At 70.0% G+C, this 16,524-nt stretch carries 15 protein-coding genes and 1 pseudogene; 6 read left to right on the top strand and 10 right to left on the bottom strand.

All coding sequences use genetic code 11. The annotated features are described in order from the left end of the window. Positions 1–427 precede the first annotated feature (427 nt). Complete coding sequence (locus tag ACIP6N_RS27145) at positions 428–1,453, bottom strand: ATP-dependent 6-phosphofructokinase (protein ID WP_401819801.1); 1,026 nt, start codon at positions 1,451–1,453, stop codon at positions 428–430. A 225-nt stretch (positions 1,454–1,678) separates the two neighbouring features. On the opposite strand from ACIP6N_RS27145, the gene pta reads away from it, so the two are divergent. From pta to pyk, 4 genes are all read left to right on the top strand, one after another. Further along, the gene (pta, locus tag ACIP6N_RS27140) at positions 1,679–3,763 is read left to right on the top strand and encodes a phosphate acetyltransferase (protein WP_401819799.1); all 2,085 of its coding nucleotides are present in this window, start codon (positions 1,679–1,681) and stop codon (positions 3,761–3,763) included. After that, positions 3,760–3,906 (top strand): hypothetical protein, encoded by a 147-nt coding sequence (locus ACIP6N_RS27135; protein WP_401819797.1) that lies wholly within the window; start codon positions 3,760–3,762, stop codon positions 3,904–3,906. Before pta ends, ACIP6N_RS27135 begins: the two co-directional genes overlap by 4 nt. Further along, the gene (locus ACIP6N_RS27130; RefSeq protein ID WP_401819794.1) at positions 3,903–5,132 is read left to right on the top strand and encodes an acetate kinase; all 1,230 of its coding nucleotides are present in this window, start codon (positions 3,903–3,905) and stop codon (positions 5,130–5,132) included. The genes ACIP6N_RS27135 and ACIP6N_RS27130 overlap by 4 nt, the downstream gene beginning before the upstream one ends. Positions 5,133–5,213: 81 nt before the next feature. Beyond that, positions 5,214–6,644, top strand: a complete 1,431-nt coding sequence (gene pyk / locus ACIP6N_RS27125; RefSeq protein WP_401819793.1) for a pyruvate kinase — start codon at positions 5,214–5,216, stop codon at positions 6,642–6,644. On the opposite strand, the gene ACIP6N_RS27120 is transcribed toward pyk, so the two are convergent. Then, positions 6,536–7,129, bottom strand: coding sequence for a hypothetical protein (locus ACIP6N_RS27120; protein WP_401819790.1), 594 nt, complete (start codon positions 7,127–7,129; stop codon positions 6,536–6,538). The two genes, pyk and ACIP6N_RS27120, sit on opposite strands and share 109 nt — an antisense overlap. 270 nt (positions 7,130–7,399) lie before the next feature. Here ACIP6N_RS27120 and ACIP6N_RS27115 point away from each other — a divergent pair. Next, a pseudogene (locus ACIP6N_RS27115) lies at positions 7,400–7,705 on the top strand (ATP-binding protein); the annotation flags it as partial. Between the two features lie 95 nt (positions 7,706–7,800). Here the strand turns inward: ACIP6N_RS27115 and ACIP6N_RS27110 are convergent. The 4 genes from ACIP6N_RS27110 to ACIP6N_RS27095 form a co-directional block, all read right to left on the bottom strand. Next, positions 7,801–9,126: a hypothetical protein gene (locus ACIP6N_RS27110; protein ID WP_401819789.1), complete on the bottom strand. Its 1,326-nt coding sequence runs from the start codon at positions 9,124–9,126 to the stop codon at positions 7,801–7,803. Continuing rightward, entirely contained in the window at positions 9,116–9,778 is a 663-nt protein-coding gene (locus ACIP6N_RS27105; protein ID WP_401819787.1) for a DUF6114 domain-containing protein, read from the bottom strand. Before ACIP6N_RS27105 ends, ACIP6N_RS27110 begins: the two co-directional genes overlap by 11 nt. A gap of 159 nt (positions 9,779–9,937) precedes the next feature. Continuing rightward, positions 9,938–10,582: a DUF6230 family protein gene (locus tag ACIP6N_RS27100; protein WP_401819786.1), complete on the bottom strand. Its 645-nt coding sequence runs from the start codon at positions 10,580–10,582 to the stop codon at positions 9,938–9,940. Between the two features lie 704 nt (positions 10,583–11,286). Continuing rightward, positions 11,287–12,261 (bottom strand): tetratricopeptide repeat protein, encoded by a 975-nt coding sequence (locus ACIP6N_RS27095; RefSeq protein WP_401819784.1) that lies wholly within the window; start codon positions 12,259–12,261, stop codon positions 11,287–11,289. A 342-nt stretch (positions 12,262–12,603) separates the two neighbouring features. Here ACIP6N_RS27095 and ACIP6N_RS27090 point away from each other — a divergent pair, with 342 nt between their 5' ends. Beyond that, positions 12,604–13,293: a TetR/AcrR family transcriptional regulator gene (locus ACIP6N_RS27090; protein ID WP_401819782.1), complete on the top strand. Its 690-nt coding sequence runs from the start codon at positions 12,604–12,606 to the stop codon at positions 13,291–13,293. Between the two features lie 26 nt (positions 13,294–13,319). Here the strand turns inward: ACIP6N_RS27090 and ACIP6N_RS27085 are convergent, their stop codons facing one another. Genes ACIP6N_RS27085 through ACIP6N_RS27070 form a run of 4 tightly spaced genes read right to left on the bottom strand, consistent with a single transcriptional unit; the run spans position 13,320 to position 16,433 of the window. Beyond that, positions 13,320–14,180, bottom strand: coding sequence for an ABC transporter permease (locus ACIP6N_RS27085; protein WP_401819779.1), 861 nt, complete (start codon positions 14,178–14,180; stop codon positions 13,320–13,322). Further along, entirely contained in the window at positions 14,140–15,078 is a 939-nt protein-coding gene (locus ACIP6N_RS27080; protein ID WP_401819777.1) for an ABC transporter ATP-binding protein, read from the bottom strand. Before ACIP6N_RS27080 ends, ACIP6N_RS27085 begins: the two co-directional genes overlap by 41 nt. Further along, the gene (locus tag ACIP6N_RS27075) at positions 15,075–15,530 is read right to left on the bottom strand and encodes a MarR family winged helix-turn-helix transcriptional regulator (protein ID WP_401819776.1); all 456 of its coding nucleotides are present in this window, start codon (positions 15,528–15,530) and stop codon (positions 15,075–15,077) included. The genes ACIP6N_RS27080 and ACIP6N_RS27075 overlap by 4 nt, the downstream gene beginning before the upstream one ends. 27 nt (positions 15,531–15,557) lie before the next feature. Continuing rightward, complete coding sequence (locus ACIP6N_RS27070; RefSeq protein WP_401819774.1) at positions 15,558–16,433, bottom strand: helix-turn-helix transcriptional regulator; 876 nt, start codon at positions 16,431–16,433, stop codon at positions 15,558–15,560. Positions 16,434–16,524 lie beyond the last annotated feature (91 nt).

Below are 16,524 nucleotides of genomic sequence, written 5' to 3'. Positions count from 1 at the left end.
TGTGGTCGCGCGGTGTGGTGTGCGCGGCGCGTGGCGTGATCCGGCGTTCCGGGGCGCGGGCGCCGTGCGCGTGCCGGTTCGGCGTTCCGGTGCGCGGCTACCGTGCGGGCCCGGGTCCGGGGCCGTGGTGCGGGGCCGTGGTGCGGGGCCGTGCGCGTGCGGGGCCGTAGTGCCGGGGCCCGTGGGCTCCGGAGGCGCGTGTCCGGACTGCGAGATTCACGGCGCGCTCAAGCGCAGCGAGCAGTTGACCGGCGGTCGCAGGCCGCACATCACGCTCGCCGTCCGGACACATGCCTCCTGCGCCCCGCGCCCCTCCCGCCGGTGCTCCCCGTCGGTCCGTCCGCGGTAGCAGCCCCGAGCGGGTATCCGCGGACCGTCTTTAGTGGGCAAGGGATGCGCTGGGGCCGGGATTCCGGCCCCAAGGTCTCTAGAAGACCGACTCCGCCTCGAACATGCGCTCCTCCGGGACCCGCTTCAGCTGCGTGACCGCCTCGGCCAGCGGGACCATCTCGATCGCCGTGCCCCGCAGCGCCGTCATACGGCCGAACTCGCCGCGGTGCACCGCCTCGACCGCGTGCCAGCCGAACCGTGTCGCCAGGACCCTGTCGTACGCCGTCGGCGTGCCGCCGCGCTGGACGTGGCCCAGGATCACCGGGCGCGCTTCCTTGCCCATGCGGCGTTCCAGCTCCGCCGCCAGGCGGTTGCCGATGCCCTGGAAGCGTTCGTGGCCGAACTGGTCGATCTCGCCCTTGGCGTACGCCATCGAGCCCTCGGCCGGGTGCGCTCCTTCGGCCACGCAGATGACCGCGAACTTCTTGCCGCGGTCGAAGCGCTCCTCGACCATCTTGACCAGCCGGTCGACCTCGAAGGGCCGTTCCGGGAGGCAGATTCCGTGTGCGCCGCCGGCCATGCCGGACTCCAGGGCGATCCAGCCCGCGTGCCGGCCCATGACCTCGACGACCATCACGCGCTGGTGCGACTCGGCCGTGGTCTTGAGGCGGTCGATCGCCTCCGTGGCGACCATGACCGCGGTGTCAAAACCGAACGTGCGGTCGGTGGAGTAGATGTCGTTGTCGATGGTCTTCGGTACGCCCACCACGGGCATCCCGGCGTCGGAGAGCAGCCGCGCCGCGGTGAGCGTGCCCTCGCCGCCGATCGGGATGAGCGCGTCGATCCCGTACCTGCGGGCCAGTTCCTCGCAGTTCTCGGCCGCTTCGCGCAGCCGTCCGCGCTCCAGACGGGCCGAGCCGAGGATCGTGCCGCCCCGGGCGAGGATGCCGCTGACCTCGTTGAGGCCAAGGGATCGGTAGTGGCCGTCGAGAAGGCCCTTGAAGCCGTCCTCGAAGCCGATGACCTCGTCGCCGTGCTCGGCGACGGCTCGGTGCACTACCGAGCGGATCACTGCGTTCAGGCCGGGACAGTCGCCACCCGCGGTGAGAATTCCGATACGCATCGTCCCGTGTCTCCTGCTCGCTAGTGCTGTGCTTTTCTGGGGAGCGGACCCTCCCTCCCCAGGCATGAGCCGGGTTCGATCCTCCCACGGGCCATCGGCCGCCCATGCACCCACCTGGCTCGGACCGAGCCCGCACGCGTCTTATCCGCCTCCCCCGGTATTGTCAAGAGGACACACCCGCCTCGGCGGAGATTCTGTTCAGGCCACCCAGACAGGAGAGCATGCGTGACACGCAGCGTGTACGTGACCGGGATCGACCGCGGAGACGGCCGGCAGGTGGTCGAGCTGGGGGTCATGGAACTCCTCACCCGCCAGGTGGACCGCGTGGGCGTCTTCCGGCCGCTCGTCCATGACGGTCCCGACCGGCTTTTCGATCTGCTGCGGACCCGTTACCGGCTGTCGCAGGACCCGGCCACGGTGTACGGCCTCGACTACCACGAGGCGTCCGCGCTCCAGGCCGAGCAGGGGACCGACGAGCTGGTGTCCCGGCTGGTCGAGCGCTTCCTGCGGGTGGCGCGTGACTACGAGGTCATGCTGGTGCTCGGCAGCGACTACGCGGCGACGCAGCTCCCCGACGAGCTGGCGCTCAACGCACGGCTCGCCAACGAGTTCGGCGCCTCCGTGATCACCGTGGTGGGCGGCAAGGGCCAGAGCGTCGAATCCGTACGGGCCGAGGCGCGCAACGCACACCGCGCGTACGAGGTGCTGGGCTGCGACGTGCTGAGCACGGTCGTCAACCGCGTGGCCGCCGAGGACCGCGAGGAGATAACCGCGGCGCTGCGGGAGCAGCTGCCCGTGCCCTGCTACGTGCTGCCCGACGAGCCCGCGCTCGCCGCCCCCACCGTCGCGCAGATCGTCCAGGCGCTGGACGGCACGGTGCTGCTCGGGGACGACTCCGGGCTCGCGCGTGACGCGCTGGACTTCGTCTTCGGCGGTGCGCTGCTGCCGAACTTCCTGGGCGCGCTGACCCCGGGCTGCATGGTGGTGACTCCCGGCGACCGCGCCGACATCGTGGTGGGCGCGCTCGCCGCGCACTCCGCGGGAACCCCGCCCATAGCCGGTGTGCTGCTCACACTGGACGAGCGGCCCGCCACGTCCATCCTGACCCTGGCCGCCAGGCTCGCGCCCGGCACGCCCGTCGTCTCCGTGGCCGGTGGGTCCTTCCCGACGGCGGCTGAACTCTTCGGCCTGGAAGGAAAGTTGAGCGCCGCCACCCCGCGCAAGGCGGAGACCGCGCTCGGGCTCTTCGAGCGTCATGTGGACACCGTCGATCTGCTGAACCGGATGTCCGTCGCGCGCAGCGGCCGGGTCACACCGATGATGTTCGAGCACGAGCTGCTGGAGCAGGCCCGCGCGCACCGCCGCCGTGTGGTGATGCCGGAGGGCGCGGAGGAGCGGGTGCTGCGGGCCGCGGATGTGCTGCTGCGCCGCGACGTGTGTGATCTGACCCTGCTCGGGGACGTCGATGTGATCCGGAAGAAGGCCGCCGATCTCGGCATCGATCTGGGCGGTACGGACACGCAGCTGATCGATCCGGTCGATTCCGACCTGCGGCAGGGCTTCGCCGAGCGGTACGCGCAGCTGCGCGCCCACAAGGGCGTGACGGTGGAGCTGGCGTACGACGTGGTGGCGGACGTGAACTACTTCGCGACGCTGATGGTCGAGGAGGGGCTCGCGGACGGCATGGTGTCGGGGGCCGTGCACTCGACGGCCGCGACGATCCGGCCCGCCTTCGAGATCATCAAGACGAAGCCGGAGGCGTCGATCGTCTCCTCGGTCTTCTTCATGTGCCTGGCCGACAAGGTGCTGGTGTACGGCGACTGCGCGGTCAACCCGGACCCGAACGCCGAGCAGTTGGCGGACATCGCGATTCAATCGGCCGCCACCGCAGCCAAGTTCGGCGTCGACCCGCGGATCGCGATGCTCTCGTACTCCACCGGCACGTCGGGATCGGGGGCGGACGTCGACAAGGTTCGTGAGGCCACCAAGCTGGTGCGCGGCTCGCGTTCGGATCTGCGCATCGAGGGGCCGATCCAGTACGACGCGGCCGTCGAGCCGACCGTCGCCGCGACCAAGCTGCCGGATTCGGAGGTCGCGGGGCAGGCGACGGTGCTGATCTTCCCGGACCTGAACACCGGCAACAACACCTACAAGGCCGTGCAGCGTTCGGCCGGAGCCGTGGCCGTCGGGCCCGTGCTCCAGGGGCTGCGCAAGCCGGTCAACGACCTCTCGCGCGGTGCGCTCGTCCAGGACATCGTCAACACGGTCGCCATCACGGCGATCCAGGCGCAGGGCGAGCCCGCCGTATGACCTCGCACCGCTCCGGCACACCAGAAAGCGTCACCGTTCCGGCGCGGCAGCAGACCGTCACCGTTCCGGCGTGCCGGCAGACCATCACCGTTCCGGCGCACGAGAAGACGCTGCCCGGCCAAGAGAAAGTGCTCAGCCCGTGACCGCAGATCCCACCCGCGTCCTTGTGCTCAACTCCGGTTCCTCCTCGGTGAAGTACCAGCTGCTCGACATGCGGGACGCCTCCCGGCTCGCCATCGGTCTGGTCGAGCGCATCGGCGAGGACTCCGCCCGGCTGGTCCACACTCCGCTGACCGGCGAGGGCGCCGGCACGAAGCGTGAGCGTACGGAGCGGATCGAGGATCATGCGGCGGCGCTGAAGGCCGTGTCGCAGGAGCTCGAACGGGACGGACTCGGCCTCGATTCACCCGAGTTGGCGGCGATCGGGCACCGCGTGGTGCACGGCGGACTGAAGTTCAGCGAGCCGTCCCTGATCGATGACGAGGTGCTCGCGGAGATCGAGCGGCTGGTGCCGGTGGCGCCGCTGCACAATCCGGCGAACCTGACGGGGATCCGTACGGCGCAGGCGCTGCGCCCCGACCTGCCACAGGTCGCGGTCTTCGACACCGCGTTCCACACGACGATGCCGGAGTACGCCTCCCGGTACGCCATCGACATCGCGACGGCCGACGAGCACCGCATCCGGCGCTACGGCTTCCACGGGACGTCGCACGCGTACGTGTCCCGTAAAACCGCCGCGCTGCTGGGCAGGGACCCGTCCGAGGTGAACGTGATCGTGCTGCATCTCGGCAACGGCGCCTCGGCGTCGGCCGTCGCGGGCGGCCGGTGCGTGGACACCTCCATGGGGATGACACCGCTGGAGGGATTGGTGATGGGAACGCGTTCCGGTGACATCGATCCGGCGGTCGTATTCCATTTGGGCCGTGTAGCCGGAATGTCCCTGGACGAGACCGATGAACTTCTCAACAAGAAAAGCGGTCTGATCGGCCTCTGCGGAGACAACGACATGCGGGAGATCGGCCGCCGGATCGGCGAGGGCGACGAACGGGCACAGCTCGCCTTCGACGTCTACATCCACCGGCTGAAGAAGTACATCGGCGCTTACACCGCGGTACTCGGCCGGGTGGACGCCTTGGTTTTCACGGCGGGTGTGGGCGAAAACGCGGCCCCCGTAAGGGAGGCGGCCGTGGCGGGCCTGGAAACCATAGGCTTCGCGGTGGATGCCGAGCGCAATGCCGTACGTTCCGACGTGCCTCGGATCATCTCGCCGGACGACGCGCGAGTGGCCGTGGCCGTGGTGCCGACCGATGAGGAGCTGGAGATCGCGCAGCAGACCTTCGCACTCGTCGGCGACGCCAGAACTGTTTAACGCCTGAGCGGGTGCCCGCCCATTTGTATTTTCCGCCAGACGGAATATTCCGCGTTGAAACAAACCGATAGGATCCGCAGTATGCGCCGTTCCAAAATCGTTTGCACCCTGGGCCCAGCCGTCGACTCGTACGAGCAACTGAAGTCGCTCATCGAGGCCGGAATGAATGTGGCCCGCCTGAATATGAGCCACGGAAGCCACCCGGAGCACGAGGACCGGTACAACCGCGTCCGCCAGGCCGCGGCCGACACCGGCCGCGCCGTGGCCGTGATGATCGACCTCCAGGGCCCCAAGATCCGTCTTGAGACCTTCGCCGAGGGTCCTGTCGAGCTGGTGCGCGGTGACGAGTTCGTCATCACGACCGAGGACGTACCGGGTGACAAGTCCATCTGCGGCACGACCTACAAGGGCCTGCCCGGCGATGTCACCAAGGGCGACCAGATCCTGATCAACGACGGCAACGTCGAGCTGCGGGTGGTCGCCGTCGAGGGGCCGCAGGTCAAGTCCATCGTCATCGAGGGCGGTGTGATCTCGGACCACAAGGGCATCAACCTGCCCGGCGCGGCCGTGAACGTGCCCGCGCTGTCCGAGAAGGACATCGACGACCTGCGCTTCGGTCTGCGGATGGGCTGCGACCTGGTCGCGCTCTCCTTCGTCCGCGACGGCGCCGATGTCCTCGACGTGCACAAGATCATGGACGAGGAGGGCCGCCGGGTCCCCGTCATCGCCAAGGTCGAGAAGCCGCAGGCCGTCGAGAACATGGAGAACGTGGTCGCGGCGTTCGACGGCATCATGGTGGCCCGTGGTGACCTGGCCGTCGAGTACCCGCTCGAAAAGGTCCCGATGGTGCAGAAGCGCCTCATCGAGATGAGCCGCCGCAACGCCAAGCCGGTGATCGTGGCGACCCAGATGATGGAGTCGATGATCACCAACTCGCGCCCCACGCGCGCCGAGGCGTCCGACGTCGCCAACGCGATCCTGGACGGTGCGGACGCGGTCATGCTCTCCGCCGAGTCGTCGGTGGGCGCGTACCCGATCGAGACCGTCAAGACGATGTCGAAGATCGTGGTCGCGGCCGAGGAGGAGCTGCTTTCCAAGGGCCTCCAGCCGCTGGTCGCGGGCAAGAAGCCCCGTACGCAGGGCGGTTCCGTCGCCCGCGCGGCGACCGAGATCGCGGACTTCCTGGGCGGCAAGGCGCTGGTCGCCTTCACCCAGTCCGGCGACACGGCGCGCCGCCTCTCCCGCTACCGCGCGAGCCAGCCCATCCTGGCGTTCACGACGGACGAGTCGACCCGCAACCAGCTCGCGCTGAGCTGGGGCGTGGAGTCGTTCATCGTGCCGTGGGTGAGCAGCACGGACGAGATGGTCGAGCTGGTGGACTCGGAGCTGCTGAAGCTCCAGCGCTACAACGAGGGCGACGCCATGATCATGACGGCCGGCTCCCCTCCGGGCGTCCCCGGCACGACGAACATGGTCCGGGTGCACCACCTGGGCGGCACCGGCCGCGACTGACGCGCCTGAGGCACCTGTATGACGGTGGGCCGCACCCCGGACAACGGGGGTGCGGCCCACCGTCGTACAGCGGCCCGGTGCCGCGCCCGGATCAGCCGGAGAGCGGCAGATGCGCGTTGGCGGCGCGGGCCGCGTCCGCGAGACCGGGTGATCTCCACCACCTCGACGCCGGCCGCCGCCAGCAGTTCGACGCCTTCGCAGCCGACCACGAACAGGTCGGGCTCCCGCCACGCGATGACCACACGCGGGATCCCGGCGTCGAGCACGAGCCGGGTGCAGGTACGGGGCCGCGAACGGCGCTCGGAGCAGGGCTCCAGCGAGCTGTAGAGAGTGGCGCCCTGCAGCCGCGGATCGTCCGCCGGCAGCTTGGCGAGGATGGCCGTGCGCTCCGTACAGCGTGGCCATGGCCTGGAGCCGGCCGCCCGGCGGCGCCATGCTCCGCGCCGCCTCAGCCAGATCGACTGCCTCCACGCTGTCGCCGACATCCCCCGCCAACTGCGCCTTGCGGTCCATGACATATGTGATCAGGTCCTGACCTCCGGTCGCGTGGGACCAGTCGAGCGCGCGGTCCGTCCAGTACCGCGCGGCCCGGTGGTCACCCGCGTCCTGGTGGAGCCAGCCGCAGAGACACCCGACACACCGTCCGCACCCGGGTCCGCGCCCACCGATCTGGCTCGGGGAATTCGCCCTGTACGAGAAGTCCGTGGGACTCGTCCGCGGGCAGACCGCTCGGACGATGACCACGTACGTGGGGATGCGCCGAGGACGACACCGCCACCGTCGTTCTGGTCGCCGGTGAACTCGCCACGAACGCCGTCCGGCACGGGTTCGTGCCCGGCCAACTCCTCCGCGTCCAGCTGACGGTGACCGGATCGGACTGCCTGATCGAGGTGTCCGACCCTCTCCCCGCGCCTCCCAGGGTCACCGTCCCGGCCCAGGACGGGGAACGCGGCCGCGGGCTTCTGCTCGTGGTCGCGCTGGCCGACGGCTTCGGGCACCGGCCCCTGCCGGACGGCGGCAAGACCGTATGGGCACGGATCAGCCGGGGCGGGTGCGGCTGAGCGCGGCTCGGCCCGGACAGGTACGGCTGAGCGCGGCTGTGGCCCGCGCCGGAAGGCCGGGCGGGCCACAGTCGTTCGTGCGGTGGGGACTTGGGTCAGTCCGTGATGTAGTTGTGCAGACCCGGGATCGACAGCGTGCCGCCGAACTGACCTGCCTGGATGACCGTGACGTCGGTGAAGAAGGCGAACGGGATGTTCACCGGCGGCGGGGTCTCCGGGCTGAAGGTGATCGGGACGAGGCCGAAGAGGTTGCCCTTCAGCTCCTCCGTGTACAGCGTCACCTCCCCGTCGCGGATCGTGGAGTTGGAACCCGCGCGGGCCTTGACGTGGGCGGTCTTGCCTCCGGGGTAGACCGTGGTCTGGTGGAGGTCCTTGATGTCCAGCGACGACGAGGTGAACTTCAGCGCCTTCTTCGTCGAGCCGTTGGCCGTCCGCACCTCGACAATGCCCTCGTAGTCGAGCCCCTTCAGCGTGAGCATCGAGCTGTGCAGCGTCCAGGGGTCGTCCGGCAGCAGCGGAATGCCCTGCTCTTCCTTCGCGTTGGCCAGGGCCTCGGGGTCGGCGGTCGGGCAGGGGAAGGGTTCCTTGCCGTCCGCGCCTTCCGGGATGTCGTCGTCCGCGTGGGCCTCAAGTCCCTTGGCTTCGTCGCCCAGTTCCTCGACCGTGGCGCCCGCACGGTCCGCCGCGTCCTTGATGGCCTGCTTGGTCGCGTCGGCCGTCTTGCCGACCGTGTCGTCCACGGTCTCGCCGACGGTTTCGCCCACGGCGTCACCGGCCTTGCCGATCGGGTCGTCCTTCTCCGGCTTCGAGGAGGGCTCCGACGCGGGCTTGGACGGAGGCTCCGAGGACGGTTCGTCCGCCGCCGGCGTCTCCTTGGCGGAGCCGCCGCCCAGCAGACCGCCCAGCAGGCCTCCCAGACCCAGCGGGTCCGCGGGCTTGTGGTCCTTCGCCGCGCCCGGACTCCCGCTCGGCGTCGGGGAAGCGGAGGCGGAAGCGGAAGCGGAAGCCGACGGCTTGGGCTCCGTGCTGCCCCTGTCCCCGGTCGAGGCGCTCGCCGACGGTGACGGCGAGGCCGGGTCCGCCGACGGCTCGGACACCGCACCCGACGGTGAACCCGAGGGCGAAGTGTCCGGCTTCGGCGGTTCCGATTCCGAGGCCTCCGTCGACGGCTCGTCGGAACGCGTCACGCAGGGGCCCGGCGCGTAGGGGATGTCCCCGTTGTCGTCCGCCAGCGCGAGCCGGGGGCTGAGCCCCATGCCCACGAAGACCGCCGTGGGCATCGCGGCCAGCGCCATCGCCTTGCCCGCCGGTATCTGCAGCTTCGTCAGGAGGGACTTTCTGGGGGCCGCGTGACGTCCCCCTCTTCGCTCTCGGACCTCCTCGGATCCGGCCGTGACCGGCCGCGTCTCGTCACCCCGCACTGTTCCTCCCGCCGTTGGCGTGGGCAGTCGTGTCCGTCACGTTCGGACTCTTCCCGTGGCGTCCGCCCGAGCCGCCGCCACCCGGGCCGTGGCCCTCGGTGCCGAAGGAGTCGGTGCGGGAGCCGCCGGTGCCGTACGGATCGGAGCCGTACGAGTCTGAGCCGTACGCGGCGGGAAGGTATGGGTCATCGGCGCCGTCGGGCTCCGTTGCCCGGTGGCGGCCGTCGTTCTCGGTGGCCCGCCCGGCCGGCTCGGCCGGTTTGCCCGGCGCCCAGGCGATGGACAGGGATCCGCCGACAAGAGCCAGCAGAAAGCCGATGACGAGACCGCCGAAGTTGGAGACCGGGATCGAGACCAGCGCGAGCAGGATCGTGGCGACGCCCGCGAACACCCGGACGATGCTGTGGTACCACATCGTCAGACCCAGCGTGACGAGCAGTACGCCGATGATCAGCGAGCCCGCGCCCGCCGTCGTGGCCATCGCCAGCGTGAGGTTGCCCAGTTGCAGATTCGCGTACGGGAGGTACGCGATCGGCACTCCGCCGATCACGGTGAACAGGCCCGCCCAGAAGGGCCGGGCACCTCGCCAGGCGCGGAAGCGCAGCCGCCAGTACGTGAATCGGCCTTGGCGAACCGAAGACTCGGCGCTCATGGAAAACAGCTCCCTGGAACCGGCATTGCTATGAAAAAGAGAAAGTGAGGGCGGCGGACGGGGGTTCGCGGACTCCGCACTCCCCCGTCCGCCAGGCGTGTGCCTAGTACCCCTCGCGGCGACGTGTGCCCGGTCGGGCGAACGTCACCGGCCGCGGTACTAGTAGCACTCCTTCACGCCCTTGTGCAGCTTCATGCTCAGACCGCTGAGCTTGAAGGTGCCGGCCGTGGTCGCCCACGCCGTCTGCTTCACGTCGGTCAGCACGGCCCTGTCGGCCTGCTGCGCGAAGCCGTTCGGGTTGATACCCGGGCCGCCCTTGCCGGGCGACTGGACGGCGGGACCCTTGTCGGTCGAGCCCGCCGCCACGCCGATGTCGATGTTCGAGAACTCGGCGTCGGCGCTGAGGTCCGCGACATCGATGTACAGATTGTCGGCGTGTACCGGCTTGCCGCCGCCGCCCGCGTTGAGGACAAGGCTGACGCTGCCGAAGATCGGCACGTCCGGCGTGACGACGGACTGACACATCTTCGTGATCTCGGCGGACTTGAACGCCGAGACCGCGACCGGGTTCGCCGTCGGGTTGCCCTTGAGATCCTTCCCCTGGGCGATCGTGCCGTACTGGGCGAAGCCTGTTCCGTCCAGCTTGGCGGCGCTCACCTTGAAGCTCTGGCCGGACACGCTGAACGAGGCCGCCAGCGCCCCTTGTGCCAGGGCGACACCGATCGCGGCCGTAGCGGCCACGCTCGGCACCATGACGACGGCGAACCGCTTCCATCTGGTCCCACCGCGAACTAGGGACTCCATCAATTTCCTCCTTCTCGGACGTACATCTCCGGATCGGGCCTGAGCCCGTCCTGGGATGGGAGAAGTGCTACGTCCTCGGGAAGGAGAGCGCCCGCGTCGGAGGGCGCGAGCCTCGTCCGAATCACCGGCGATCACCCCCGAGCGACAACCACTGGCCACGCGTTCGCGCAACCTCACTTGGACAGGCCCTGCCGGGTGGGCAGGAACCCCCCTGTCCGGGCCGGCGGCGCTGCCGCCGGTCCACTCGGTGGGGACCCAAGAGCGTCGGCGCGGCCGGCTGCCGAGCTGGGCGCGCAATTGGACCGAGCGTCGACGATCGTGGTCCATTCGCGCCTGTCACACAAGGGGCTTCGTTACTAGTGAGTAACGCAGAGATCACCGAGCGGCAACCGCATGCCATCGCGCGGCGACACAGGGTACTTCCGCCCGACATGACAAAGAGTGGGATTTCGGCGCATGCACGGACACGCGAACCGAGCCGATTTACTGCGAGTAACAGCGGATCGGTTTACCAAGTTTTGGTAAAGCGCGATCGCCGATGGCGTATTGTCGCCAAATCTGCGGCAGGACACCTGGTTCAGCAATGGATCAGGGAGTGTCCGGCCCATACGGCAGCGCACGCACGGGAATTGTGCGCGCGCGTGCACGGCGAGTGCGCGCGTACGGTACGTACGCCGCCGCATGACCGGGCGTCAGCCCACGTATCAGAAGAGAACCCTCGCCAGCGCCGAACGCGCGGCCGTCACCCGGGGGTCGTCCCCGCCGATGACCTCGAACAGTTCGAGCAGCCGCACCCGCGCGGCGTTCCTGTCGTCACCCGCCGTACGGCGCACCGCCTCGACCAGCCGGCCGAAGGCGTCCTCCACATGGCCGCCGACCAGATCGAGATCGGCCGCGGCGATCTGCGCCCGGACGTCGTCCGGCCCCTCGGCCGCGTCCTTGCGGACCTGCTGCGGGTCCATCCCCTGAACGCGCGCGAGCAGTTCCGCCTGGGCGAGGCCGAGCTTGGCCTCCGTGTTTCCGGGGTCGTCGGCGAGCACGCTCCGGTACGCCTCGGAGGCGCCGGCGAAGTCATTGGCGTCCAGCGCCTGTACGGCAGCCTCCAGCAGGGCGTCGTACGGCCCTTCCGGAACGGCGGCCTCTTCGGCCTCCTCACCCGGCTCGGCGTCGGTGTCCACGGCGATGCCGGTCAGCCCGAAACGCTCCTCGGCGACCTGCACCAGCTGATCCAGGGTCCCCCGGATCTGCGCTTCGGGCGCCGCGCCCTGGAACAGCGGCAGCGCCTGGCCGGCCACCACCGCGAAGACCGCGGGGATGCCCTGGATACCGAACTGCTGCATCAGCATCTGGTTGGCGTCGACATCGATCTTGGCGAGGACGAAGCGGCCGCTGTACTCGTGCGCCAGCCGTTCGAGCACGGGGCTCAGCTGCTTGCACGGCTCGCACCACTCGGCCCAGAAGTCGATGACGACGGGGACCTCGGCGGAACGCTGGAGGACATCACGCTCGAAGCCCGCCTCGTCGACGTCGAACACGAGGCTGGAAGGGGGTACGGCGACGGCGCCACCCTGGCGGGCGGCCTCGGCACGGGCCTGCTCGGCCTTGACCTTGGCCTCTCCGGCCGCTTTCACCGCGGCGAGATCGACCACGCCGCTCATGGACATGTTCCTAGGCTGCATAGGTACATCCTCCCCCTTTCGCGCACACTTCAGAAAAGCAACCCGTGAAGAAGCTCCGCGCCGGGTCCCCACCCGGCGCTCGTGGTCGTCGCGAGCGGTCTGTCAGGGGCTTTCGCTACGACCCGTAGCGTAACTTCCGCAGTGGGTGGGCGGGAAGATCCTTCCGGTGAACTGGCTCACAGAACCGGCCCGCCGGACCGGACAGCCGGACCGGGCGTGGACCGGCGCGTGAACCCGCCCGCGAGCCACCCGTCCGGAAGCACCGGAGTGTGCCCGCCGACCGGGGTGTGCCCGCCGAACCGAGCGGCGGCGAACCGGATACCGGCCGGTATGGTCGCGGTCATGTGTAGCCGCACCAACTCCCCCGGCGCGCCCGCGGAAGGTCCGGGCGAGACGGGCCGTACGGCCCGCGCAGCCCGTACGGGCAGCGGCGGCGGACGCCCGCGCAGCGCCGACGCAGACACGGCGATCCTGGAGGCCGCCAGGGCCGCTCTGGTGGAACTCGGCTGGTCCGGGCTGACGATGGGAGACGTGGCGGCGCGCGCCGGGGTCGCCAAGACCACGCTGTACCGGCGGTGGGGATGCAAGAGCGAGCTGGTGGTGGACGCGGTCGCGGTCCTCTTCGACGAACTCGAACTCCCGGACCTGGGAAGCCTGGTGGCCGATGTGGAGAGCGTGGTGCGCCAGTTCGCCGCGCTGCTGGAGCGCCCCGAGACGAAGACCGCGCTGATGGCGGTCGTCGCCGAGTCGACGCGCGATCCGGCGCTGCGCGAGCGGATCCGCTCCGCCATCGTGGAGCCGCAGAAACGCCTGGTCCTCAAGGGCCGAGAGCGCGCCCAGCTGCGCGGTGAACTCCCCTGCCCCGGCGACCCGGTGACCGCCGCCCGCGACGCCGACCTGATCTTCGACACGGTCGCGGGCGCGGTCGTCCACCGGACGCTGGTGAGCGCGGAGCCGGTGGACGAGGAGTGGGCCAGACGCTTCACCCGGCTCCTGCTGTCCGGACTCGGCGCCGGGACGCCGTCCAGCTGAGACACCCCGGGCCACCGCGTCCTCGGTCATCTGGCCAGACGTCCCAGCAGCGACGAGGCGGCCGCGATGCCCGCCGCAGCGGCCACCACCAACACCCCGTAGTCCAGCAGCAGATGGGACGGGGTGCCGAGCAGCAATCCTCTCAGCGCATCGACCTGATAGCTCAACGGGTTCGCCTTGCTGACCACTTGCAGCCAGCCGGGCATGATCGCCACCGGATAAAGGGCGTTGGAGGCGAAGAAGAGCGGCATGGTGATGGCCTGCCCGATGCCCATCAGCCGGTCGCGGGTCAGCACGATCCCCGCGATCGTCATCGAGAGGCAGGAGAAGAAGGCCGAACCGAGGATCACCGCGACGGCCACACCGAGCAGCCGCAGCGGGTTCCACGTCAGTGCCACTCCGAGGGCCGCCGCGATGACGATCACCACCACCGCCTGGATCAGCGCCTTCACCCCGGACGCGAACGCCTTGCCGCTGATCAGGGCCGATCTCGGAGTCGGGGTGACGAGCAGCTTGGTCAGAATGCCGGCATCGCGCTCCCAGATGATCATGATGCCGTAGAAGATCGCGATGAACATCGCGGACTGGGCGATGATGCCCGGCGCGAGAAAGTCGATGTACGGGACGCCCTGCGTAGGGATGGCCTTGATCCGGGTGAACGTCTCACCGAAGATCAGCAGCCACAGAGCCGGCTGAACAGCCCTGGTGTACAGCTCGGTCCTGTCGTGCCGCAGCTTCTGCAGCTCGACCACGCACATCGCGAGGACCCTGGCGAGCAGGACCCGCCAGCCGGTACGGGCGCGCGGCGGAACGAGGAGCAGGTCGAGTCCCTGCGGGTGCGTGACCTCAGCCGACGCGGGACGCTGTTCGCCGGGTGCTCCGGACATCGCTGTAATCGCCTCCTTCCTCGTCGAGGCCGCTGCCCGCCACGTCGCGGAAGACGTCCTCCAGCGACGGCATGACATCGTCGGCGCCCTTGGCGCCCGCCGCCCGCCTGGTCTCGCGCAGTTCGGCCCGCAGGTCGTCCGGAGTGCCGAGCGCGTGGATCTTGCCTTGGTGCATGAGCGCGACCCGGTCGCAGTACTGGTCCGCCTCGTCCATGTAGTGCGTGGTGACCAGGACCGTCATGCCCGTGGCCTTCCGTACGGCGTTGATGTGTTCCCAGACGCTGGTACGGGCGATCGGGTCGAGGCCGATCGTCGGTTCGTCGAGCATCAGCAGCCGGGGCGCGCTGACCAGGGCCTGCGCCAGTTCGAGACGGCGGATCATGCCGCCGGAGTACGTCTTGGCCATCCGGTCGGCCGCCGAGGTCAGGTCGACCGCGGCGAGCGCCTGCGCGACCCGTTCCGCGCGTTCGCGGCGTGAGACGTCGAAGACGCGGGCGAACAGCGTGACGTTCTCCCGGCCGGTCAGCGCCGCGTCGGCGGACAGCTGCTGCGGTACGTATCCGAGCAGGCGCCGTACGGCCATCTTGTCCTTGGCCGCGTCGTACCCGAAGACCCGCACCATGTTCGCCGGCACCGGAAGCAGGGTCGTGATGCAGCGGATCGCGGTCGTCTTGCCCGCGCCGTTCGGGCCGAGCAGGCCGAAGACCTCACCGGAGCCGACGGAGAGGTCGAGGTGGTCGACGGCTTTCGTCTCCCCGAACGAGTAGTCAAGTCCGGTGCAGGTGACGGCGTCCTGCCCGGTGCCGGCTGCCTCCGTGCCGGTGCCCGCGGCTTCGTGGCCGTCCGGTCCTGTGCTGTCCGCTCCGCTGTCGCCGGTGCTGTGCGGATCGTCGGTCATGGTCCCTCCACTTCTTCGTGCAGGTTCTGGGCCAGTCTGCGCAGCGCGGGAAGCGCCGCGGCCAGTGCTGCCCGGTCATCCTCGGACAGCCGTGCCAGCTGCGCGCGCATCAGCGCGCTGCGGCGCGCCTCCCAGTCACGCAGCCGCGCCCCGGCCGCCGGGGTGGGCATCAGCAGCGCGGAGCGCCGGTCGTCCGGGTCGGTCTCGCGCAGCAGGTAACCGGCCTTCGTCAGCTGCTTGACCAGTGTGGAGACCGAGTTGCCCGCGAGATACAGCTCCCTGGCCGCGTCCGACACGCGGATCCCGGGACGCGCCGTGACCAGCCGCAGCAGCGAGACCTGCGCGCCACGCAGCGGCGGGGTGCTCAGCCCTTCCCGCAGCCGCCGTCTGATCAGCCGCTGGACACCCGCGAGCACCCCGGCGAGCGAGTCGTGAAACTCCTCTGTGGCCACGCTGCCGATTTTAGCTCTCAATCAGAGCTATTGACCGGCCGATTCTCCGGGGCGGCCGGTCGCCGCCCCGGTGGGAAATTCCTGGCTGCCGAGGACTCGCAGCAGTTCCAGCCGCTCGCGGGTCTCGGCGTCCGCCGGGGTGAGTACCAGCAGCTGCTGGCGCTGGTCGGGCGTGACCAGGGTTTCGCAATCCATCAGCAGACGGCCCACGCGCGGGTGCGTCAGGGTCTTGCGGTCGGCGCGCCGGATCGCCACCTCGTGCTCGGCCCAGAGCCGGCGGAAGTCGTCGCTCTCGGCCCGCAGACGGTCGACGAGTCCGGCGACCACGGGGTCGCCGGACCGGCGGCCGGCGGCCGCGCGCAGGTCGGCCACGGCCGCGCGGGCGAGGTGCTCCCTCTCCTCGGGGACAGCGGCGGCACGGGTGGCGGGGTCGGTGAACCAGCGGTACACGGCGTAGCGCCGGTCTCCGGAGAAGCCGGTGGCATCGCCCGTGAGCAGGATGGCTGCCCGGTTCTGGGCGAGGACTTCGCCGAGGTCGGACAGCACCATGGCCGCCGTGTCCCCGAGCAGATCGAGCATGCGCGTCAGGCCGGCACGAGCCAGGCGGGCCGGCCCGTCGGAGGGCGGAGGCCGGTGGCCTGCCAGGTGGAACAGGTGGTCGCGCTCGTCGTCAGAGAGACGCAGCGCCCGCGCCAGCGCACCGAGCAGCTGGGACGAGGGCTGACTGCTGCGGCCCTGCTCAAGGCGTACGACGTAGTCCACCGACATCCCGGCGAGCATGGCCACCTCCTCCCTGCGCAGGCCGGCGGTGCGGCGCCGGGGACCGTCGGGGACTCCGACCTCGGCCGGGCGGATCGCCTCGCGGCGGCGGCGCAGAAAGTCGGCGAGCTGGTCGCGTTGCATGACTCCATGCTCTCTCGCCGTGGACGGGCCCATCCAGGGAGCGGCTCTCCCATGATGAACGCTCCGCTTTCGCGCGGGTCCGCGCGGCCTC

The organism is Streptomyces sp. NPDC088725 (genome assembly GCF_044751305.1).
Classification (GTDB): domain Bacteria; phylum Actinomycetota; class Actinomycetes; order Streptomycetales; family Streptomycetaceae; genus Streptomyces.
The sequence above is the reverse complement of the archived record's forward strand: the minus strand, read 5'-3'. Positions and strand labels throughout refer to the sequence as shown.